Here is a 21,909-nt window from a genome sequence, read left to right on the forward strand (position 1 = left end):
TACTAAGCGCCTTTTTGTTTATTTAGTTCTTTTATTTAGTCTTCGTGTTTGCTTTGCGTGCTCACTAAGCTCAGTTAAACCTAATTGGTCGTAACTTTTTTCCATCATTTCAAGCGCGGGATCTAAGTAACTGCTTTGTGAGTAGTGTTCAACAACAAACTTACCTCTATTAGCAGCAGCTAAATAAGCTTCACGCTCATAATAGTAAGTGGCTACTTTTAATTCATAACGTGCCATACGGTTTAAAAGCCATACTAAACGACGCTTAGCTTCAGGCGCGTAATCACTTTTCGGAAAGCGTTTTACTAGTGTCGATAAATCGGTAAATGCAACACGTGTACGGTTAGCATCACGGTCGGCTCTATCTACACCAAAGTACTCTTGGAACGCATTTTTATCTGCTTTAATGTTTACTAAACCACGCATGTAATACATGTAATCTAGGTCTTTATGGTTTGGATTTAAGCGGATAAAGCGGTCAATGGTTGCAAGTGCTTGTTCAGTATTACCTGATTGGTAATGTGCATACACTAAGTCCATTTGTACTTGTTTAGAGAATGGGCCAAACGGGTAGCGAGAATCTATTGCACTCAAAAGTTCAATTGCGCGAGCATATAAACCAGAATCTAGTGTTTCTTTTGCATCTTCATATAAAGCGTGTGCAGATTTATTCGGTACACGTTGAATGTCTTCTTGGTCTGGAGCAGACGAACAAGCGCCTAAACTAAGTACAGAAACTGAAAAAACAATGGCAAATGCACGTTTCCCTATTTTATTTATCATTTTATTTGTTACCTTCGATGTCTTCGGCTAGGCCAAGTCGGTAAAACCGAGTAAACTATGCGTATTATATTATGCTTTTATTAAAAGCGATTCTAACCCAGTCGAGCAAAGCTTGCACTGGTAAATTGGGTAAAGTTACTAATGTCAGAGCAAATTTCTCTTCAAGCCGACGTTCCAACCGAATTAGGTGGTAAACGTCTAGACCAAGTATTGGCACAATTGTTCCCTGATTATTCACGTTCTCGTATAAAAACGTGGATATTGGATGATAAAATCACCGTAGACGGTGAAATTTTCAACACTCCACGCGAAAAGCTACTAGGTGGTGAAGTTGTAAGTGTTGAGACAACAATTGAAGCACCACGCGAATACGAAGCACAAGATATCAAATTAAACATTGTTTATGAAGATGATGATATTTTGGTAATTAATAAACCAATGGGCCTAGTGGTTCACCCTGGTGCGGGTAATCCTAATGGAACAGTGCTAAACGCATTACTACATTACTACCCTGAAATAATTAACGTACCACGCGCGGGTATTGTGCATCGTTTAGATAAAGACACGACCGGTTTAATGGTTGTAGCTAAAACGATTCCAGCACAAACGCATTTAGTAACAGCGCTACAAAAGCGTGAAAACTTCACGCGTGAATATGAAGCACTGTGTAATGGTACTATGACCGCAGGTGGTATGGTTGAAAAAGCAATTGGCCGCCATCCGACTCAGCGTACGCATATGGCAGTACATGAACTGGGTAAACCGGCAATTACACATTACCGTGTTGCTGAAAAATTCCGTGCTCATACTCGTTTACGCCTGCGCTTAGAAACAGGTCGTACGCATCAAATTCGCGTGCACATGGCACATTTAAATCATCCACTAATTGGCGATCAATCTTATGGCGGCCGTCCGCGTCCACCTAAAGGTGCAACACCTGAGTTATTTGAGTTACTTCGTAGCTTTAGACGCCAAGCACTACATGCTGTAAAATTGAGCATTGCGCACCCAATCACCGGTGAAATGATGACATGGCAAGCACCTATCCCTGATGATATGGTTGCTATGACACATGCACTACGTGAAGATACTAAAGCTAATCCTGATATCGATAGATAATGCACTTATTGTCAGCGACATGGCAAAACCTTCATAAAGTAGGAACGTTAAGTACTACTTGTGGAGGTGGTGTTTCAAAAATCCCATTTAAAAGTTTTAATTTGGGATTCCATGTTGGTGATAATCAAAATCATGTATCAAAAAACCGCTCATTATTAACAAACCTTCTACCTAAACCTGCCGTGTGGCTAAATCAAATTCATAGCTCTAATGTTGTTATTGTTGATGAATATTTTGATTTTGATGAGTTACACGATGCTGATGCGCTTTATACTCAGTTATTAAATCAGCCTTTGGCTATAATGACCGCCGATTGCTTACCTATTTTATTAGTGAGTGATGATGAAAAAGAAATTGCAGCTATACATGGCGGCTGGCGAGGACTTGAGCAGGGAGTTATTGAAAATACATTAGAGTGCTTTAGTACCAAATATGAAAATATAAGTGCGTGGCTAGGGCCTGCAATTGGACCAAACCGATTTGAGGTTGGGGCTGAGGTGTTTGAGTTATTTCAAAAAAGGTCCCCTTCATTTATTCAAGCATTTACACTACAAACTAATGGCAAATATCTTGCTGATATTTATGGTATTGCGCGTACTCTACTTACCCAGCTAGGCGTTAAAAATATTAAAGGCGGCGACTATTGTACCGTCTCCCAAAGTGACTTATTTTTTTCTTATCGACGAGATGGACAAACTGGACGTATGGCAAGTTTGATCTGGCGCAAGTAATTAGTATCTTTAATCATTATATTTCCCCCTACACCTTGAACAAACACCTAAACATACCCATTAATTAAGCAATTAGATTATTTAATAGGTAACACCATGCGTTTAGATAGATTTACAAGTAAATTTCAATCTGCGCTTTCTGATGCGCAATCGCTAGCCCTTGGTCGCGATCATCAATTTATTGAACCCGTACATTTAATGTATTCATTGCTAAAGCAAAGTGGCTCTAGTGTACGTGCATTATTTGCACAAACGGGTGTCAGCGCTGACGAACTCAACACCAAGCTTTCACAAGAAATAGAAAAATTATTTAAAGTAGAAGGTGTAGGTGGCGATGTCCAGCTATCAAACAATATGGCATCACTTATTAATCTATGTGATAAGTACGCGCAAAAACGCAAAGACAAATATATTTCAAGTGAATTATTTGTACTGGCGGCATGCGATGATAAAGGTCCACTTGGCGATATATTTAGGTCGTTAAATATTACCGCAACTAAAATTGAAACTGCAATTAAAGCGATTCGCGGCGGTCAAAAAGTTGATGACCCAAATGCTGAAGAAACACGTCAAGCGCTTGAAAAATTCACGATTGATCTAACTGAGCGAGCAGAGCAAGGTAAGCTTGACCCCGTTATTGGTCGCGATGACGAAATTCGCCGCACGATTCAGGTACTACAACGTCGTACTAAAAATAATCCTGTATTAATCGGTGAACCAGGTGTTGGTAAAACAGCAATTGCCGAGGGGTTAGCACAGCGTATTATTAATGGTGAAGTACCTGAAGGATTAAAAAATAAACGCGTACTATCACTTGATTTAGGGGCGTTAGTTGCGGGTGCTAAATACCGTGGCGAATTTGAAGAACGTTTAAAATCAGTATTAAACGAATTGGCTAAAGAAGAAGGCCAAGTCATTTTATTTATTGATGAAATACATACTATTGTAGGTGCAGGAAAAAGTGACGGCGCCATGGATGCAGGCAATATGTTAAAGCCAGCATTAGCACGCGGTGAATTACACTGTGTTGGCGCAACCACGCTTGATGAATACCGTAAATATATAGAAAAAGACGCAGCTCTTGAGCGTCGATTCCAAAAGGTACTTATTGAAGAGCCATCTGTTGAAGATACCATTGCAATATTACGTGGCTTAAAAGAGCGATATGAGTTACATCATTCAGTAGAAATTACTGATCCCGCGATTGTTGCTGCGGCGCAGTTATCTCATCGTTACATTAGCGATCGTCAGTTACCCGATAAAGCGATTGATTTAATAGATGAAGCGGGTTCTTCAATTCGATTACAAATTGACTCCAAACCAGAATCGTTAGACAAGCTTGAACGCCGTATCATCCAGCTAAAGTTAGAAGATAATGCGCTAGCGAAAGAAAAAGACGAAGCAAGTCAAAAACGCCGAGCTGAAATGCAAGAGTTGATCACCGACCTTGATGGGCAATATCGTGAGCTAGACGAGATATGGAATGCTGAAAAAGCATCACTTCAAGGCACGCAAGTAATTAAAGCCGAGCTTGAACAAGCAAGATTAGATTTAGATGTAGCGCGAAGAGCAAGTGATTTACAGCGTATGTCAGAGCTGCAATATGGGCGAATTCCAGAGCTTGAACGAAAACTTGATTTAGCCTCACAAGCCGAAATGCAAGAAATGACCCTGCTTAAAAACCAAGTAGGTGAGGATGAAATTGCTGAAATACTGTCTCGCTGGACAGGTATTCCTGTTGCAAGAATGCTACAAGGTGAGCGTGAAAAGCTGCTGCAAATGGAAGATAAGTTACACAGTAAAGTAATAGGGCAAGATGAAGCGGTTGTTGCTGTTTCTAACGCAATACGACGCTCACGTGCCGGGCTTGCAGATCCTAATCGTCCTATTGGTTCTTTCTTATTTTTAGGTCCAACTGGTGTGGGTAAAACAGAGCTGACAAAAGCACTGGCTGGTTTTATGTTTGATACCGAAGATGCCATGGTGCGTATCGACATGTCTGAGTTTATGGAAAAACATTCAGTCGCACGTCTAGTAGGGGCTCCTCCAGGTTACGTGGGTTACGAAGAGGGCGGTTATTTAACAGAAGCTGTTCGTCGTAAACCTTACTCAGTGATATTGCTTGATGAAATAGAAAAGGCACATCCGGATGTGTTTAATATTTTACTGCAAGTATTAGATGATGGCCGATTAACTGACGGGCAGGGTAGAACCGTTGATTTTAAAAATACCGTTATTATCATGACCTCAAATCTAGGCTCAGATATTATCCAAGAGCAAGCGGGTAATAATGATTACACGACCCTTAAAGCTAAAGTAATGGAAGTATTAATTAATGAGTTTAGGCCTGAATTTATTAACCGTATAGACGAGACTGTCGTGTTCCACCCGTTAGCAAACGAGCATATAAAAGAAATAGCTGATATTCAGTTAATGAAATTACGTGAGCGTTTAACTGAGATGGGATATCTGCTTGAAATAAGCGATGCTGCTCTTGAGCGAATTGCAGAAAGTGGGTTTGATCCTGTGTACGGTGCACGTCCGCTTAAGCGTGCTATTCAACAAACGATTGAAAACCCGCTGGCACAAAAGTTACTCAATGGAGACTACTTACCAGGTTGCGTGATCGTTATTGATGCAAATGACGACTCTCTGGTATTTTCCAAGCGTTAATTGTAAATAATTAAACTCAAAAGCCGCTAAAATAGCGGCTTTTTTATGTTTGTTAAACTTTAAAAGTTAGTAATAAATCGTTCACCCTACGTGAACCTTCAACAAGTTCAGCTGCTCCTTTTGCCACATTAAAGCTTAAGCTTAAGTTGTTATCTCCAAAGTCTTTAATTTGCGAAACATTATTACTAATATCATTACTAACCATTTGTTGCTCTTCTGCAGCAGATGATATTTGTATTGCTAAATGAGATATTTCACTGATTTGGATAAAAATCCCCTCTAATTCAACTTGAGTTTTATCGGTTGTCAGCACACAATTATCGGCTTGTGCTTTAGTGCTTTGCATTACTTTAGACCAGCTAAATAAAGTATCTTGTATTTCTTTAATAGAACTATGGATTTGTGTCGTAGCATTTTGAGTACGTGACGAAAGGGTCCTTACCTCGTCGGCTACTACAGCAAAGCCTCGACCATGCTCTCCCGCTCTAGCTGCTTCAATCGCTGCATTAAGAGCAAGTAAGTTAGTTTGATCGGCAATTCCTTCTATTTCACTCATTACTTTACCAATCTTATCTGCTTCAGAGGCTAAGCTGGTGGCTGTGGTTGCAGCCTTTTCTACTTGAAAAGCTAAATCAGATACCATTTTACTATTATCTGCAATATGGTCTTTTATTTCAGAGCAACTTTGATGGGTGTTATTCACTTTATCAGCTGTTTGAGCGGTATTTACTGATATTTCACCAATGGTAGAGCTCATTTGAGTCATCGCTGATGCAATTTGTTCTAAACGCTCACCTTGCGAAAAAATGCCTTTTTCAGTAAGCGTAGATTGTTTATCTAGATCAGTTGCGATGCCATTAAAGCTTAATGTGGAGTCTTTCATACGGCCAAGAACCGTGCGCAATTTTGCGCTTAGCATTTGCTCTCTATAATCACTTACGCTATGCGGTGTGTGGCCGCTGTAAATATAGCGAGAGATTGAATCGGCTTTTGCTTTTTGTTCGCGCAATATTTTAGGGGTAACAATCAGTTCGTCATAATTTAGCGTAATAACTAAGGCGCACATCAATAGGCTAATTACAGCTAAAGAGATTGATCCCGTAACAGCAATAAAAATCAGCCAAAGTAATAGGCATATAAAAGTAATGCCTTGTCTTATTGTGGTGTGTTCTCGCAGATTAAATGATGACTTATTGGTATTTATTTTGTTGTAAAGAGCGTGTGCACGTTGCTTAAGTTGAGAGCTTGCTTTGGTTCTTACTGATTGATAACCAACAAGTCGGCTATGCTCAAAAATAGGGGTTACAAAGGCATCTACCCAATAATAACGGCCATCTTTACAACGGTTTTTAACCATACCGCGCCACGAGTGTTCTTGTTTTAATGTTGCCCACATTTCTTTAAAGGCCGCTTTTGGCATATCAGGGTGACGAACAATATTATGATGCCGACCGATAAGCTCTTGTGCGCTATAACCTGCTACAGAGCAAAACTCTTGATTGACGTATGTTATTACACCTTTGAGGTCGGTAGTAGAAACAAGCTCTTGTGACTCATCAAAGTATACTTCTTCATTTTTTAAGCTTTTATCATTGTGCATTATGTTTATTATCATCCTTTATTGTTGCTGTCATTATATTGGTTACACACTACAAAGCAAAAAATAGCGTCTTTCCTTTTATGCTCATAAGGCAAATAATTGTTTTTATTGATCTAGATCAAATTTAAATATCGAGTAGCTAAATTGAACTCATTTTAAATAAGTTCCGGTCTATTATTTTGGGCTTATATTTTGCGTATTTAATTTATACTTAAATACGCATTTAAAGCATTTGTATAATGCCCAGAGCAATGGCAATATTACGACTTAATATAATGATGTTGGTCATATTAAGCGCATGTATAGAGTGGGTAAATAATTATTAACTTAGAGAAATTATATTGTTCTTAGCAATTTATACCAGTTGCATTAAATAAGTGATCTATTATAGCGCTAAGAAAATAGCGCAATAACAAGGCAAAAATTATGACATATAGTTGTTCTATATGAATAATTTTTAACGCAGTGAGTGCGCTATTTAATGCGATAGAATGATCATATTTTCAATAAAATTGGTATTAATCTTGAGTCTAAGTAATTAGCCCCCATAACCTTATGATTAAGCCACGTGGCCCGAGGAAAGATTTTTTGACAACACATGATTTAGCTAACGCACTTGAAGCGTTATCAGTAAATGAGCACCAACATGCAGTTAAAGGCATTAAACGTGGCATAGAGCGAGAGTCGCTAAGAATACAAGATAATGGTGTTATATCACCTCAAGGTCACCCAAAAGGTGTGGGCAGTGCGTTAACTAACGGCCATATTACAACTGATTTTTCTGAGTCTTTACTTGAATTTATTACTCCAGTTAGTGAATCGTCAACGCAAACGCTTAAGCAATTAAAAGACCTTCAAAAGTTCACTCTAGAAAAAATGGGCGATGAACTACTTTGGCCCATTAGTATGCCGTGTTTTATTGAGCACCAAGACGATATAGTGCTAGCTCAATTTGGTAGTTCAAATACTGGTCAAATGAAAACACTATACCGTGAAGGATTAAAAAATCGCTACGGTAGTATGATGCAAGCAATTGCGGGTGTTCACTTTAATATTTCATTCCCAGATACGCTTTGGCAGTCACTTCATTCGTTACAACAAAGTAATGCAAGCCTTCAAGATTTTATTTCAGAAGGTTACTTATCCCTTATTCGTAACTTTAAACGCGAACTATGGCTAATAAGTTACATGTTTGGCGCATCGCCAGCATTGTGTAACTCATTTTTGCAAGGTCGAAAAACCGACTTACCATTTAAAAAACTAGGTAAAGGCACGCTTTACTTAGAAGTTGGTACAGCACTGCGTTTAGGTAATTTAGGTTATACAAATAGCGCTCAGTCGTCACTACGCGTAATGTATAACTCGTTAGATGAATATGTAGCGGGCCTTAAAAAAGCAATCAACACACCATCAGAAATTTATGGTGATCTTGATGACTACAAGAGTGAAAACCCTAAGCAGTTAAATAAAAATATTCTGCAGATTGAAAACGAATTTTACTCGCCAATTCGTCCTAAGCGCAATGCGAAAAGTGGCGAAACGCCAACGGATGCATTGCTTCGAGCAGGCATTGAATACGTAGAAATTCGCGCATTAGACGTTAACCCGTTTAGCGAAGTTGGTATTGATATTGAGCAAATTCACTTTTTAGATGTGTTTTTAACGTATTGTTTATTAAAAGATTCAGCACCAATGGATTGGAAAGAACAAGCGCGTAGTACTGAAAATCTCGACACAGTAGTAAACCAAGGTCGAGAAGAAGGGCTAATGCTTAACTTTAATAACACACAGCGTAGCCTTCAGTCGTGGGGCGATGAAATATTTACCCAGCTTACAGATGTCGCTAAATGGATGGATAATGCTTATGGTGTTAACTATTACTCAGATACTATAAAGCGCATGGCAACGTGGATACATAATCCAGAGCTTACTTACTCTGGACGTTACGTGTCACAATTAAAAGAGTCTGGTTTAGACAACGGCCACTTTGCACTAGCATTGGCTAGTAAATATAAGCAAAGCCACGCAGACACTGACTATAGCGAGTTTTTAAAGCCTTGGCTGGAACAACAAGTTGTAGAGTCTAACGAAGCACAAGCTGCAATTGAGCAAGCAGATACCCAGTCATTTACCGCGTTTTTAGATGCGTATTTTGACGGTAAATAACCTTGGTATTTAGCAAAATTTAAGCAAAAAAAACGCAGCCTAAGTTGGCTGCGTAAATATATTCAGGGATGAATTAATGCTGTACTGCTGCATTCATTGAGTCAGACCCACACTTTTTAAAAAAGTTCTGTGAGATCTTAGAAAAATGAAAAAAAATGCAATTATCCTATCTCTCGCCATTACTTTAGCCGGTTGTGCTACAGCGCCCCCAAAGCAACCTAACGATTTATGTAAAATCTTTGAAGAAAAGCCAGATTGGTATTTCGACGCAAAAGATGCACAAGAAAAATGGGGTTCTCCCAAGCATGTACTCATGAGTATGATGTACCAAGAAAGCTCATTTAAGCATGATGCCGCTCCGCCTGTGGAGTACTTCTTATGGATAATTCCTACTGGTCGCGCAAGTGATGCCTATGGTTACTCGCAAGCTAAAACACCAACATGGTCTGATTATATTCGTGAAACAGGCAACAACGGTGCTGATAGAGACGACTTTGACGATGCAATCGACTTTATGGCGTGGTTTGTTTATAAAACGCATAAAGTAAATAAAATCTCTAAATGGGATGCTTACGCACAATACCTTAATTATCATGAAGGTTGGGGTGGGTATAAGCGTGGCACGTACAAAAAGAAAAAGTGGCTAATGGGTGTTGCGAACAAAGTTAAGCACAGAGCTAGCCGTTATGGTGCGCAATTAAAACACTGCGAAGAAGAGCTTGATAAAGGTTGGTTTGAACGTCTTATATTTGGTTAGATAGTTATTAATGGATATAAAAAAGGAGCCAATTGGCTCCTTTTTTATTTAGCGAGAACGCTTATTCGGCAGTATCTTCACTTGTTTTATCATATTTTCTTTAACTTCGAGTACTTCAATAGGATATCCCGCGATACGCAAACTAATATTTGCATCAGGAATATTCTCCAAGTATTCAACAATTAAACCACTCAAAGTTTTAGGTCCATCGAGCGGGAAATCCCAACCCATTTCTTTATTTAAATCGCGTACGTTAGCGCCGCCATCCACAATACATGAGCCATCAGTTTGTGTTTCTACTTCTTCGCTCGGCGTACGAGTTTGCGTAGTTGTGAAATCGCCAACAACTTCTTCTAAAATATCTTCTAGGGTCACTAGGCCTTGGATGTCGCCATACTCATCTACCACTAAGCCTATGCGTTCTTTAGATTGCTGAAACTTTAATAGCTGAGTATTTAGTGAGGTTCCTTCAGGGATAAAGTAAATTTCACGTACAGCTCGTAGCAAAGATGGTTTATCAAATTGCTCTTTTGTAAGTAGACGAAGCGCATCACGTGAGTGAATAAAACCTACTGCATCATCTATATTATCGCGATACAACAACACACGAGTATGTTGTGCATGGGTAAGTTGGCGACTAATTAGCTTCCAATCGTCATTAATATCAATGGCCACAATTTCGTTTCGTGGGATCATAATATCTTCAACGGTTACTTGTTCTAAATCTAAAATTGAAGTCAGCATACTTTGATGACGAGCAGGAATAAGTGCGCCTGACTCATTGAGTACTGTTTTTAATTCTTCTTTACTCATGCTGTGTTCGTCGATTTGTGCGGCACTAATACCAAATAATCGCAATATTCCGTTGGTCATCCAGTTAATAACAACCACAAAAGGGAACATTATTTTAAGTAGCCCTTTTAAAATAATAGAGCTTGGAAAGGCAACTTTTTCAGGATAAAGAGCAGCAAGGGTTTTAGGGGTTACTTCAGCAAATATAAGCACGACTAAAGTTAACACACCTGTAGCTATTGCAATACCGAGGTCACCGTAAAGGCGAATACCTATAATGGTTGCAACTTGGGCTGCTGCAATATTAACAAGGTTATTACCGATTAAGATTAAACCGATGAGCCTATCTGGACGGCTAAGTAATTTACTGACTCGTTTAGCTGCACGATGATCCTCTTTAGCAAGGTGTCGCAGGCGTATACGATTGATTGACATAATTCCGGTTTCTGAACCAGAAAAATAAGCAGAAAAAAGCACCAAAAAACCTAAAATGATAAATAGGGTACTTGTCGATATGTCGTCCAACGATGGATCCTTTTCTTATAAATCAATGCGTATTAAGCTAGAGTGAGCAAGCAGAGTCAAGTTAAAACTTATTTAGTATCACTTCTTGTATGAAACGGCTGCCAAAATAAGCGAGTGTGAGGACAAATGCAGCGACCATGATTGTAATAACCACCGGTTTACCGCGCCAACCCTTTTTCATATGACCAATAGCAACAACGGCAAAAATAGCCCACGCAACTAACGACAATATTGTTTTATGAATGAACTCTTTAGCGAACATTCCATCAAGAAATACAAACCCTGAAAGTAATGCAAATGTGAGTAATATAGTGCCTAAATTAAGAAGTTGGTAAAGCTGGCGCTCCACAACCATTAAAGGCGGAAGATGGCTATGCACAATTGCTAAATCTTTACGTTTTAAACGTTTATCAATAAAGTAAAACTGTACACCATATAAAGTAGCGATAATTAAAATACAGTAGGCTAACAAAGATAAAGAGATGTGCGTTACTAAACCCACCTCAATATTAATACTTTGCAATAAAATATGATGAGGTATAAATAAACTGGCAATGGTTAGTAAGGCACCAAAACCATAAACAACGGGCAACAATAAAGTAGCAGGGAATTTTAGCGAGACAGTCGTCACCGAGACCACAATCACCCAGCACGTCAAAAGAGCGACGTTTACGATACTTAAATCTTGACCGTCGGCTCTAAAAACAGAGTTAACTAACAGCAGCATGTGCGCCACTATAGCAACCGTGCTTAAAATAACGGTTACTTTTTGGCTTGGGCCTTGTTGATGAAACAGGCGTGAAAGCACGTGAGACGTTGCTAACACATAAAATAAACTGGCAATAATAGTTAAACTAATAATCAGCATTGTGCTTGGGCCACTTAATTTGAGACAAAATAATCCTTGTTGTTATATAGCCATTGTATTTTATAGCAAAGCAAATGCATAGACCTTAAAAAAAGAAACTCATCAAGGTGCACTTGAACACTATATTGTAAGACGCCATATACGGTATACTACTTTTAATTGAAACTTAATAAGTCAATCTAGGTTAATTGAAAAATCAAATTAATCGTAAAATTTAAATGGATTGATATAAACGTCTTATCGGAACCGTTACATGTTTGAGAACCTCCAAGAACGATTAGGTAAAACCTTAAAAAATATCAGTGGCCGTGGCCGTCTGACGGAAGACAACATAAAAGACACACTTCGCGAAGTGCGTATGGCATTTTTAGAAGCCGATGTGGCATTGCCTGTTGTTCGCGACTTTGTAAAACAAGTTAAAGAACGTGCAGTTGGGGTTGAAGTTACAAAAAGCTTAAGCCCAGGCCAAGTATTTATAAAAATAGTGCGTGAAGAACTAGAAAAAGCAATGGGCGAGGCTAATGAAGAGCTAAGTCTAAATGCGCAACCGCCAGCCGTTGTAATGGTAGCGGGTCTACAAGGTGCGGGTAAAACCACCAGTGTAGCTAAGCTTGCTAAGTTTTTAAAAGAGCGAAAAAAGAAATCAGTACTTGTAGTAAGTGCCGATGTTTATCGCCCTGCGGCGATTAAACAGCTAGAAACGCTTGCAGCAGAAGTTGATGTTGATTTCTTCCCAAGTGATATTTCGCAAAAGCCTGTTGATATTGCAACCGCTGCAATTTCTCATGCTAAAAAGAAATTTATAGATGTAGTACTTGTTGATACTGCAGGTCGTCTACATGTTGATAGCAACATGATGGATGAAATTAAAGATCTTCATAAAGCAATCAATCCAATTGAAACCTTGTTCGTTGTTGATGCAATGACAGGTCAAGATGCGGCGAATACAGCTAAAGCATTCGACGAAGCATTACCACTTACCGGTGTTATATTAACAAAAACTGATGGTGATGCGCGTGGTGGTGCTGCTTTATCTATTCGTCACATCACTGGCAAGCCTATTAAGTTTATGGGTGTGGGTGAGCGCACTGACGCACTTGAACCTTTCCACCCAGACCGTATAGCGTCGCGTATTTTAGGCATGGGTGACGTACTTTCATTAATCGAAGAAGTCGAGATGAAAGTAGATAAAGAGCAAGCTGCTAGAGTTGCTGAAAAAGTATTTAAAGGCGCAGGTTTTACTCTTGATGATTTTGCTGACCAATTAAAGCAAATGAAAAGCATGGGTGGCATGATGTCAATGCTTGATAAGCTCCCTGGTATGTCTAACTTACCAGATGCTGTTAAAGGTCAAATGGGTGATAAAACATTTATTCGAATGGAAGCTATTATTAGCTCTATGACTAAAAAAGAGCGTGCACGCCCAGAAATCATTAAAGGTTCGCGTAAAAAACGCATAGCAGCTGGCTCTGGTACACAAGTACAAGAGATTAATAAGTTGCTTAAGCAGTTTACGCAAATGCAAAAAATGATGAAAAAAATGAAAGGTAAAGGCGGCATGACTAAAATGATGCGCGGTATGAAAGGCATGTTACCACCTGGAATGATGGGCGGCGGCGGTCCTAAATTTTAAAAAGTACCATTAAGTTACTTTTTAAAATAATAGCGAATCATATTTAAAGGAGCAAATAGCTCCTTTTTTGTTGAATAAATTATGCATGTAATACACCTTTAGCTCTTATTTGTCGTTGAGATCACGGTTTAACCTACTAAACTGCCTTTTTGGTTCACTTCTTACTTGCGTTATTGCCAAAAACTCGTACAATTCCCCAGCTCCCCATTCTGGGGAGTAAATCTTATTAATGAAAACAGTCAATCTTTATAGAGGACGGTATGGTAACTATTCGTTTGCAACGTGGTGGCGCTAAAAAACGCCCTTTCTATCAAATTGTGGTTGCGGATAGCCGTTTCTCGCGTGACGGTCGCTTCATCGAGAAAGTAGGCTTTTTTAACCCAATTGCTTCAGGTCAAGAAGAAAAAATTCGTTTAGATTTACCACGTGTTGAACACTGGGTAGGTCAGGGCGCATCTCTTTCAGATCGCGTAGCTAAGTTAGTAAAAGACGCTCGTAAAGCGGCTTAATAGGCGTAAGTGTAACCATGAGTCAAGAGAACACCTCATCAATAATTGTCGTAGGAAAGCTCGGTGCCCCATATGGTATAAAGGGCTGGCTTAAGGTACATTCATTTACTGATGATCCCGTAGGGATCTTCGATTTCAGCCCGTGGTTGATAGGGCAGCAAGGTAAATGGCAGTCCTTAGAAGTGGTCGACTGGCGTCGCCACAACAAAGGCTTTATCGCTAAATTTGCGCAGGTAAACGACCGAGACGAAGCAATGGCTTATACCCATGCAGAAATCTCAATGGATGCAGCGCATTTACCAGAACTCCCGCAAGGTGAGTTCTATTGGCGAGATCTCATTGGCATGTCTGTTGTAACCGATAAAGGTTATAGCTTAGGCATTGTTGATGACCTGATGGAGACAGGATCAAATGACGTACTGGTTGTTAAAGCAAACAGTAAAGACGCATTTGGTCAAGCTGAGCGTTTGATTCCTTTTTTAACTGATTCAGTTATTAAAGAAGTTAAATACGACGCAAGAGAAATTACCGTAGACTGGGATCCTGGTTTTTAATGACGCAAACTAGTTCATTATGGGTAGGGGTGATAAGCCTTTTTCCAGACATGTTTGACGCTATTACAGACCAAGGTGTTACCGGTCGCGCAGTAAAAAATGGCTTAATTGATTTTAACTGCTTTAATCCGCGAGACTACGCTTTAGATAAGCATAGAACCGTAGATGACCGTCCTTACGGGGGCGGACCTGGTATGTTAATGATGGTTGAGCCATTAAAAAAAGCGATTGCCGAAGCTAAAAAAGCAGCTGGTGATGGTGCTAAAGTAATTTATATGTCCCCGCAAGGGCGCAAACTTGATCAGCAAGGTGCTAGCGAACTCGCTAACTCTAAAAAACTGATTTTGATTGCCGGTCGCTATGAAGGTATAGATGAGAGAATAATAGAATCATATGTTGACGAAGAATGGTCAATTGGTGATTTTATTTTGAGTGGTGGTGAACTACCTGCCATGACATTAATTGACGCAGTAGCGCGATTAGTGCCAGGTGTGTTAGGTCATAACCAGTCAGCAGAACAAGATTCGTTTTCGGATGGCTTGTTAGATTGTCCACACTATACACGACCAGAAACATTGGACGACAAACAGGTTCCTGCTGTATTACTCAGTGGTAACCACCAAGAGATAGCAAAATGGCGGCTTATGCAGTCATTAGGCAGAACTTGGTTACGACGTCCTGACTTGTTGCATAACCTAGCTCTGACTGAGGAGCAAGCGGTATTACTCGCGAAATTTCAGCAAGAGTACCAAAAAGCTTGTGGCTAGAAGACAGTTACACCTAGGAAAGTGAGAAACATAATGGCAAAAGTAAACCAAAATATTATTAAAGCGCTTGAAGATGAGCAGCTTAAAACAGACGTACCTGCATTTGGCCCTGGTGATACAGTGGTTGTACAGGTAAAAGTAAAAGAAGGTGCTAAAGAGCGTCTACAGGCCTTTGAAGGTGTTGTAATCGCTAAGCGTAATCGTGGTCTTCACTCAGCATTCACAGTTCGTAAAATCTCGAACGGTGAAGGCGTTGAGCGTGTATTCCAAACGCACAGCCCTCTTATTGATAGCGTAACAGTTAAGCGTCGCGGTGCAGTTCGCCGTGCTAAGCTTTACTATCTACGTGAGCGTTCTGGTAAATCTGCACGTATTAGAGAAAAACTTAACTAATACGCGCTGTTTATCAACGCAAAAAAACGGGTTGCATCCTTCGGGTTGCAACCCGTTTTGGTTTTAGAATATTATTTCTCAATTCTCAATTCTCAATTCTCAATTCTCAATTCCTCATTAGTAAAATTTCCGCTTTAGCCTTTTCTCAGTTAGCTGATCCTGTTAGTATTTATCGTATTGATTAGTTTACTTTTATGTAAATTTATATTTACGTTATTTGGTTTTTTAAGGTGGGACGAACGTGGCTGACATAAGTGATTTAGCACAGCTAAGAGAAGGTATAGATGAATGCGATGCACAACTTGTTGCCTTACTCGCTAAACGTAATGGTATTACGCAAAAAATTGGTGAGATAAAACAACAAACAGGCGCACCTTTACATGCACCTGCCCGTGAAGCAGAGCTATTAGCGGCAAGACGACAAGAAGCAATAAATCAAAATGTAAGCCCAGATCTCGTTGAAGATATACTAAGACGTATGATGCGAGAAGCCTATCAAAACCAACAAGCAAAACTTGCATGCGCAGCGCCAGAGCTTTCGCCAATTGTGATTGTGGGTGGTCAAGGCGCCATGGGCCAGTTATTTGCACAGCAGTTTATTCGCTCAGGTTACGAAGTTAAAATTTTAGATAAAGATCAGCAAAACGATGCGAAAAGTATTTTAAAAGGTGCCAAGCTGGTAATGATTAGCGTACCTATTAATGCATTGGACGTTGTCGTTGCTAAGTTACCTAAACTAGATGATGACTGTTTACTAGTTGATATTACATCGGTAAAGCAATCGCCTATTAAAGCACTAAAAGCTGCGCACAGTGGCCCTGTGGTTGGTTTACATCCTATGTTTGGGCCTGATATATCACACTGGGTAAAACAAACAGTCGTTGTATGTGAAGGACGAGAGCACCAAGCGGCAAAAGGCTTGTTACAGCAGTTACAAGTATGGGGTTGTCAGCTTGTTGAGCTTGATGCTAAAAAGCATGATGAAGCAATGCAAATTATTCAGGTAATGCGCCATTTAACGACATTTGTGTACGGACAATTTTTAGCAAAACAAAGTCATACACTAGAAGAATTACGTAGCTGCTCGTCACCTATATATCAATTAGAACTGATGATGGTAGGGCGTTTATTTGCACAGTCGCCTGAGCTTTACTCAGATATTATGCTAGCACAATTCGATGATGTAGAAACCTTACTTGCACAGTACCAAGATACCTTCGCAAGTACATTAGCAAAATTAAAAGCGGGAGATAAAGCCGCGCTTATTGATTCTTTTGCTGAAGCTAAAGTTTACTTTTCTGACTCGACAGAACACTTTTTAACGCAAAGCAGAAGCTTATTAAATAAAGCGAATGATTCAAAAGTTTTAGATTAATATTTGTTATACCGTTTGCTTAAGTATGGGGATTTAATTCGTTAAATTGCTAAAATATTTATGCAGACTGGTACCAGTTAACGAAAAAGGGCCGATATCGGCCCTTTTTTGATTTGTAAAATTGCTTATTAAGTATTAACGCTTACTGCCTGTAGTGACTCGCTTTGGTAGCATCCTAAAATACGTACATATTGGGTGTGCTCTTTAAGTTCTTCTAGCGCTTCTTTTACTTGGCTTTCAGCTAAGTTTGCTTCTAGGTCAACATAAAAAACTTCTTCCCACGGATTGCCCGGAGTAGGGCGAGATTCAAGTTTTACTAAATTAATCTTATGCTGCTTAAAAATCATTAACGCATCGGCTAGTGAGCCCGCTTGTTGTTTTGTCGACATGATCAAACTAGTTTTAGTTGGAATTTGGTTAGACACTTGTAGAGGCTTACGTGCAACAACAATAAAGCGGCTATGGTTTTCGCTTTGATTAGCTAGGTTTGATTTAATAACCTCAAGCCCTACGTTTTTCCCCGCTTGTGCAGAGCCAATTGCAGCACTGTATGGTGTGTTCAGAGCTGATTGTAGCGCGCTTGATGTTGAGTCACATGTTTCGTGTTGTAAATCACCTAAGCCCTGTAAAAAGCGGCTGCACTGCGCAAATGGTTGTGGGTGTGCAAATATTTTTGTTAGTTGGCTAAGTTCAGTATCAGGGTTGGCGAGTAAGCAATGCTCTACACTGTGAGTTACTTCTCCAACAATAGACACTTGCGCGTGCTGTAATAAGTCAAACACCTCGTTAATACTGCCAGAGCTTGTGTTTTCAATGGGTAATAAACCAAAATCAGCTTGGCCGTTCTCTACTTTACCTGTTATTTCGTCAAACGATGTACAGCCAATTTCAACTAATTTACCCGGGCGGCGGCTAAAATATTTATGGCATGCTAGTTGGCTATAAGAACCCTGACCACCTAAGTAAGTTACACGGTGTGTTTCACTAAGGGCATCTGGATTCAGGTTTTTTTGTAGCATTGCTTGTTGATGTAAAACAGAGTCTTCCAAAATAGTTTGAAAAACATTATTCACGTAGTAAGCATCTAAACCTAGTGATTTACCATAACCAATCAGTTTCTCTAAAAGTGCGAGTTCACGTGCTTCATCGCGAATTGGTTTGTTGTTAGCAATTTTGTACTCAACCACACCGTGGCTAATACGACGACGTTTAGCTAATAACACGAGTAAATCGGAGTCTATTTCATTTATATCGTGTCTTAGGGTATTTAAAACATCACTTGTCATTTTGGTATCCTCATTCCAAAAGTAAGCTGTTATTACACAGCAAAAACAAAAAAGCCTCCCGGTTGGGAGGCTTTACTATTCGATTGATTTTATCTCACAAACAGGGAAGCCTCTTCTATATAAAGAAGCTAAAAAACGAAAAAAAAGTGCGAGAGATAAATATGTTCATGCAGTTAATGTATGGAGAGTTGCTAACAATGTCAATAAAGATCTAAATAAGCTTGGAGTACTATTTATTTCACTATATTAGTTTTTATAGAAAGTTTACAAATAATTTATAAATATGAATCCGGATCTGGTATATTTCGTTAACTGGTTCAAATAATAACAATTATTAATAATTAAGGTTGACCCGTGGTTTACAGACGCCCTCCATCGCGTTTTGGATTGAATTCTTTAAGTGTAAAACTATCGCTACTCATATCCGCTATTTGCTTAATAGCTGGGGTATGTGCGGCTGCCTTAATGCTTAAATCTGAAGAGAAACAACTCGTTTTTGAAGAACACGAAGTTTTAAAAAGCTCGACAGACTTATTAGTAAAGCAATTTAATGAGCGCATTAAAACAAAAGTAAATATTGCTCAGCAAGCTAATAACGTAGTAACACAACAACTTTTTCAACCCAATTCACCAATTAATTTAAGCAATAAATCACAGTTACAATTTAATAGTGACGGTACGATTCGAAGTGCCTCGGCTGATGGTTTATCAGCAGCATTTTTACCACAGCAAAATTACTCTCCTTTTTATAAACGCCTATTTAATGATTCTGAGATGCTGTGGCGTATAATTTCTCCTACACTGGTACACGACTTTTTTAACTTTTATCTAATAACAGATGATGATTTTATTCGTGTTTCTCCTCCAAATTGGGCATTAAACGCACCTGCCGACTTTAGAGCAACGAATGGCTCAACTTATAAATCGATTAAAAGTACGCTTGAAACAGTAAGAGAGCCTGCATGGTCAAAAGTCTATTACGATACAGTATGGCGCAAATGGGTTATTAGCTTACTAGTGCCTGTTTATGTCGATAATGAGTTTTTAGGTGTGACGGGGAGCGATATTTCCCTCAACAAACTTATTTCGTTTTTACCTGTTGGTGATAAAGAAAAACACCTACTTGTGTTTGATAGTAAAGGGCAATTGTTAGCACACCCAGATTTAAATCCGACCTTACTAGCTGACTATGGTAGCGATAATAAAGCACTTGCTACTAACGAATTTGTAAACCCAGCGCTGCAGTCGATTATTGACGATGTAATTGCGGTGAAGTTACCTGAATACGCAAATTCGTTTGAAAAAAATGACGAAGCTCATATTATCAATATTCGTAAGATTGATGACTTAGATTGGTACATAGGGGTATATAAAAAGCGTTCATCGACGTTATCTGCATTACAAGATTTAAAACTGAAGTTTTTTGGTCTCTTTATTTTATACGCAATATTAGTTGCCTTATTGCTGCATCAAGCGCTTTATCAACTAGTCCTTCGCCGTTTACATACTTTGGTTTATGCAGTTACAAGTTTTGGCAAAGGTCAATTAACTACAGAATTCCCACCAGAAAACAAAGATGAAATTGGCACGCTTAATGGCTCATTTAGAGACATGACGGTAGAAATTCGCAAACTTATCGATGGCTTAAACCAGAGAATTACAGAAAAAGAAATTGCTGAAAAAGCAGCTAACCGTTTATCTAAAGCGGTAGCATTCTCGGGCACTGGGGTTGTGATCACCGATGAGAAATTTGTAATTGAATACGTAAATCCAAAAATGCTCGAAATGACAGGCTACCCAGAAAGTCATTTTAATAGAGCACCATTACTTAATATTATTGCCTCAGAAATGTCTATTTTAGTTGAAGATATAGACATAGATCTACGCAGCCGTAATTACTGGCGCGGTGATACATTAATTCAAGGCTTGAATAAAGAGCCAATTTGGGTATCTTTAAGTGTTTCGCCAATTCGTGAAGAGGGCGGTGAAATAACCAGCTATGTAGCATCTGCACAAGACATTTCGTTTGTCAAAGAAAGCCAGCGTAAAATGGAGCAGCTTGCTTACTTTGACACCCTTACTGGTCTTGCCAACAGAACGTTTTTTAGAATGCAATTACGTAAATCAATGGCATTAGCAGAACGCGGGCATTATGCATTTGCTTTGTTTTACTTTGATTTAGACGAATTTAAACGTATTAACGATACATTAGGCCACGATGCCGGCGATCAATTATTAATTGAAGTGGCAAACAGACTTAAAAAACGTTTACGAGCCGAGGACACCATAGCGCGCTTAGGTGGTGATGAATTTGCAGTGTTGCTCAGTGGTATAGAAAGCCAAGCTCACGCGACTGATGTTGCCAATACAATTCAAAAAACACTGAATGTGCCTATAAAGCTAGGTAGTAATGAAGTTATTGTGAGCGCTAGTATTGGTATTACAATGGCTCCGTACGATAGCCTAGAAGAAGATCAGTTATTAAAACATGCTGACTTAGCAATGTATGAAGCAAAAGCAAAAGGGCGTAATACATTCCATTTTTATAGCCAAGAATTGAACGCAGCCGCTAATGAGCGTTTATTTATTGAAAATGAGCTACGTATAGGTCTAAAAGAAAAACAGTTTGTAGTTTACTACCAACCTCAAGTTGATAGTCGTACTCATCAGGTCATTGGCTATGAAGCGTTATTAAGATGGTTCCACCCAACCGAAGGCGCAATCCCTCCAGATAAATTTATTCCTATTGCAGAAGCGACAGGCCTTATAGTTGAATTAGGCGAATGGGTGCTTCAAGAGTCTTGTGATTTTGCTGTAAGATTAACAAAGCAAGGTCTAGAAAATAATATATCGATAAACTTATCGGCTCGCCAGTTCAAAGACTCAAGCTTAGTCTCAACACTGAGTAAAATGATAATTAGGACGGGTGTTTCGGCTAAGCGCCTTCATTTAGAGCTTACCGAAAGTATGCTAATGGGAAATGTAGAAGCTGCAATTACACAACTCCACGAGCTTAAAGCCTTAGGTATATCTATTTCTATTGATGATTTTGGTACTGGCTATTCGTCACTCAGTTACTTAAAACGATTCCCGGTTGATATATTGAAAATTGATCGTTCATTTGTAAAAGATATTCCTGAGGATACAAATGATATGGAGATCACTGCAGCTATTATTGCCATGGCGCAAAAGTTAAAGCTAGACGTGGTCGCAGAAGGGGTTGAGACAATAGAGCAGATGCAGTTTTTACAAAATAATAACTGCTTCATTGTACAAGGCTATTATTTTAGTAAACCAATTGCTGAACACGAACTGCCAAAATTGTATGAAAGGTTAAATGAACTCTCGAATAGCGAAGTAAGTAGTTAATAAAATTGC

General features: G+C 39.2%; 17 protein-coding genes and 1 other annotated feature. Of the genes, 12 read left to right on the forward strand and 5 right to left on the reverse strand.

Annotated features, from left to right (window positions below):
• Positions 1-18: 18 nt before the first annotated feature.
• The gene (locus CXF76_RS14960) at positions 19-783 is read right to left on the reverse strand and encodes an outer membrane protein assembly factor BamD (protein ID WP_007581382.1); all 765 of its coding nucleotides are present in this window, start codon (positions 781-783) and stop codon (positions 19-21) included.
• 141 nt (positions 784-924) lie between these two features.
• On the opposite strand from CXF76_RS14960, the gene rluD reads away from it, so the two are divergent.
• From rluD to clpB, 3 genes are all read left to right on the forward strand, one after another.
• Positions 925-1,902, forward strand: coding sequence for a 23S rRNA pseudouridine(1911/1915/1917) synthase RluD (rluD, locus tag CXF76_RS14965; RefSeq protein WP_002962209.1), 978 nt, complete (start codon positions 925-927; stop codon positions 1,900-1,902).
• Positions 1,902-2,633 carry a peptidoglycan editing factor PgeF gene (gene pgeF / locus CXF76_RS14970; RefSeq protein WP_024589414.1) on the forward strand — a complete coding sequence of 244 codons (732 nt, stop codon included), beginning with the start codon at positions 1,902-1,904 and terminating at the stop codon, positions 2,631-2,633. Before rluD ends, pgeF begins: the two co-directional genes overlap by 1 nt.
• Before the next feature lie 96 nt (positions 2,634-2,729).
• Positions 2,730-5,306, forward strand: coding sequence for an ATP-dependent chaperone ClpB (gene clpB / locus CXF76_RS14975; RefSeq protein WP_101164058.1), 2,577 nt, complete (start codon positions 2,730-2,732; stop codon positions 5,304-5,306).
• Between the two features lie 52 nt (positions 5,307-5,358).
• On the opposite strand, the gene CXF76_RS14980 is transcribed toward clpB, so the two are convergent.
• Complete coding sequence (locus CXF76_RS14980) at positions 5,359-6,906, reverse strand: methyl-accepting chemotaxis protein (protein WP_101164059.1); 1,548 nt, start codon at positions 6,904-6,906, stop codon at positions 5,359-5,361.
• A 588-nt stretch (positions 6,907-7,494) separates the two neighbouring features.
• Here CXF76_RS14980 and gshA point away from each other — a divergent pair.
• The gene (gene gshA / locus CXF76_RS14985; RefSeq protein WP_024589412.1) at positions 7,495-9,072 is read left to right on the forward strand and encodes a glutamate--cysteine ligase; all 1,578 of its coding nucleotides are present in this window, start codon (positions 7,495-7,497) and stop codon (positions 9,070-9,072) included.
• A gap of 145 nt (positions 9,073-9,217) precedes the next feature.
• Positions 9,218-9,829, forward strand: coding sequence for a transglycosylase SLT domain-containing protein (locus CXF76_RS14990; protein WP_101164060.1), 612 nt, complete (start codon positions 9,218-9,220; stop codon positions 9,827-9,829).
• A gap of 48 nt (positions 9,830-9,877) precedes the next feature.
• On the opposite strand, the gene CXF76_RS14995 is transcribed toward CXF76_RS14990, so the two are convergent.
• A complete protein-coding gene (locus tag CXF76_RS14995; RefSeq protein WP_007581396.1) occupies positions 9,878-11,146 on the reverse strand; it encodes an HlyC/CorC family transporter in 1,269 nt (422 codons plus the stop codon).
• A gap of 61 nt (positions 11,147-11,207) precedes the next feature.
• Positions 11,208-12,014, reverse strand: a complete 807-nt coding sequence (locus CXF76_RS15000; RefSeq protein WP_007581398.1) for a cytochrome C assembly family protein — start codon at positions 12,012-12,014, stop codon at positions 11,208-11,210.
• A 253-nt stretch (positions 12,015-12,267) separates the two neighbouring features.
• Between CXF76_RS15000 and ffh the strand changes: the two genes are divergently transcribed.
• From ffh to tyrA, 6 genes are all read left to right on the forward strand, one after another.
• Entirely contained in the window at positions 12,268-13,647 is a 1,380-nt protein-coding gene (ffh, locus tag CXF76_RS15005; RefSeq protein WP_101164061.1) for a signal recognition particle protein, read from the forward strand.
• Between the two features lie 260 nt (positions 13,648-13,907).
• Complete coding sequence (gene rpsP, locus CXF76_RS15010) at positions 13,908-14,156, forward strand: 30S ribosomal protein S16 (protein WP_002962192.1); 249 nt, start codon at positions 13,908-13,910, stop codon at positions 14,154-14,156.
• A 17-nt stretch (positions 14,157-14,173) separates the two neighbouring features.
• A complete protein-coding gene (gene rimM / locus CXF76_RS15015; RefSeq protein ID WP_010554631.1) occupies positions 14,174-14,710 on the forward strand; it encodes a ribosome maturation factor RimM in 537 nt (178 codons plus the stop codon).
• Positions 14,710-15,477 (forward strand): tRNA (guanosine(37)-N1)-methyltransferase TrmD, encoded by a 768-nt coding sequence (gene trmD, locus CXF76_RS15020; protein ID WP_101164062.1) that lies wholly within the window; start codon positions 14,710-14,712, stop codon positions 15,475-15,477. The genes rimM and trmD overlap by 1 nt, the downstream gene beginning before the upstream one ends.
• Before the next feature lie 33 nt (positions 15,478-15,510).
• Entirely contained in the window at positions 15,511-15,870 is a 360-nt protein-coding gene (rplS, locus tag CXF76_RS15025) for a 50S ribosomal protein L19 (protein WP_007581406.1), read from the forward strand.
• A gap of 241 nt (positions 15,871-16,111) precedes the next feature.
• Positions 16,112-17,245: a bifunctional chorismate mutase/prephenate dehydrogenase gene (gene tyrA, locus CXF76_RS15030; protein WP_101164063.1), complete on the forward strand. Its 1,134-nt coding sequence runs from the start codon at positions 16,112-16,114 to the stop codon at positions 17,243-17,245.
• A gap of 128 nt (positions 17,246-17,373) precedes the next feature.
• Here the strand turns inward: tyrA and CXF76_RS15035 are convergent, their stop codons facing one another.
• The gene (locus tag CXF76_RS15035; protein WP_101164064.1) at positions 17,374-18,531 is read right to left on the reverse strand and encodes a chorismate mutase; all 1,158 of its coding nucleotides are present in this window, start codon (positions 18,529-18,531) and stop codon (positions 17,374-17,376) included.
• Positions 18,532-18,575: 44 nt separating this feature from the next.
• Positions 18,576-18,693 (reverse strand) — a sequence feature (Phe leader region).
• A 192-nt stretch (positions 18,694-18,885) separates the two neighbouring features.
• Between CXF76_RS15035 and CXF76_RS15040 the strand changes: the two genes are divergently transcribed.
• The gene (locus tag CXF76_RS15040; RefSeq protein WP_024589409.1) at positions 18,886-21,900 is read left to right on the forward strand and encodes a bifunctional diguanylate cyclase/phosphodiesterase; all 3,015 of its coding nucleotides are present in this window, start codon (positions 18,886-18,888) and stop codon (positions 21,898-21,900) included.
• Positions 21,901-21,909 lie beyond the last annotated feature (9 nt).

The sequence above is a fragment of the Pseudoalteromonas sp. 78C3 genome (assembly GCF_002836695.1).
In the GTDB taxonomy this organism is placed as follows: domain Bacteria; phylum Pseudomonadota; class Gammaproteobacteria; order Enterobacterales; family Alteromonadaceae; genus Pseudoalteromonas; species Pseudoalteromonas arctica.

Coding starts and splice junctions, on each gene's coding strand:
- CXF76_RS14980 (WP_101164059.1), bottom strand. CDS start 6,906: ATGCACAATGATAAAAGCTTAAAAAATGAAGAAGTATACTTTGATGAG.
- ffh (WP_101164061.1), top strand. CDS start 12,268: ATGTTTGAGAACCTCCAAGAACGATTAGGTAAAACCTTAAAAAATATC.
- pgeF (WP_024589414.1), top strand. CDS start 1,902: ATGCACTTATTGTCAGCGACATGGCAAAACCTTCATAAAGTAGGAACG.
- CXF76_RS14960 (WP_007581382.1), bottom strand. CDS start 783: ATGATAAATAAAATAGGGAAACGTGCATTTGCCATTGTTTTTTCAGTT.
- clpB (WP_101164058.1), top strand. CDS start 2,730: ATGCGTTTAGATAGATTTACAAGTAAATTTCAATCTGCGCTTTCTGAT.
- CXF76_RS14990 (WP_101164060.1), top strand. CDS start 9,218: ATGAAAAAAAATGCAATTATCCTATCTCTCGCCATTACTTTAGCCGGT.
- rpsP (WP_002962192.1), top strand. CDS start 13,908: ATGGTAACTATTCGTTTGCAACGTGGTGGCGCTAAAAAACGCCCTTTC.
- rluD (WP_002962209.1), top strand. CDS start 925: ATGTCAGAGCAAATTTCTCTTCAAGCCGACGTTCCAACCGAATTAGGT.
- rplS (WP_007581406.1), top strand. CDS start 15,511: ATGGCAAAAGTAAACCAAAATATTATTAAAGCGCTTGAAGATGAGCAG.
- CXF76_RS15035 (WP_101164064.1), bottom strand. CDS start 18,531: ATGACAAGTGATGTTTTAAATACCCTAAGACACGATATAAATGAAATA.
- CXF76_RS15000 (WP_007581398.1), bottom strand. CDS start 12,014: ATGCTGATTATTAGTTTAACTATTATTGCCAGTTTATTTTATGTGTTA.
- rimM (WP_010554631.1), top strand. CDS start 14,174: ATGAGTCAAGAGAACACCTCATCAATAATTGTCGTAGGAAAGCTCGGT.
- trmD (WP_101164062.1), top strand. CDS start 14,710: ATGACGCAAACTAGTTCATTATGGGTAGGGGTGATAAGCCTTTTTCCA.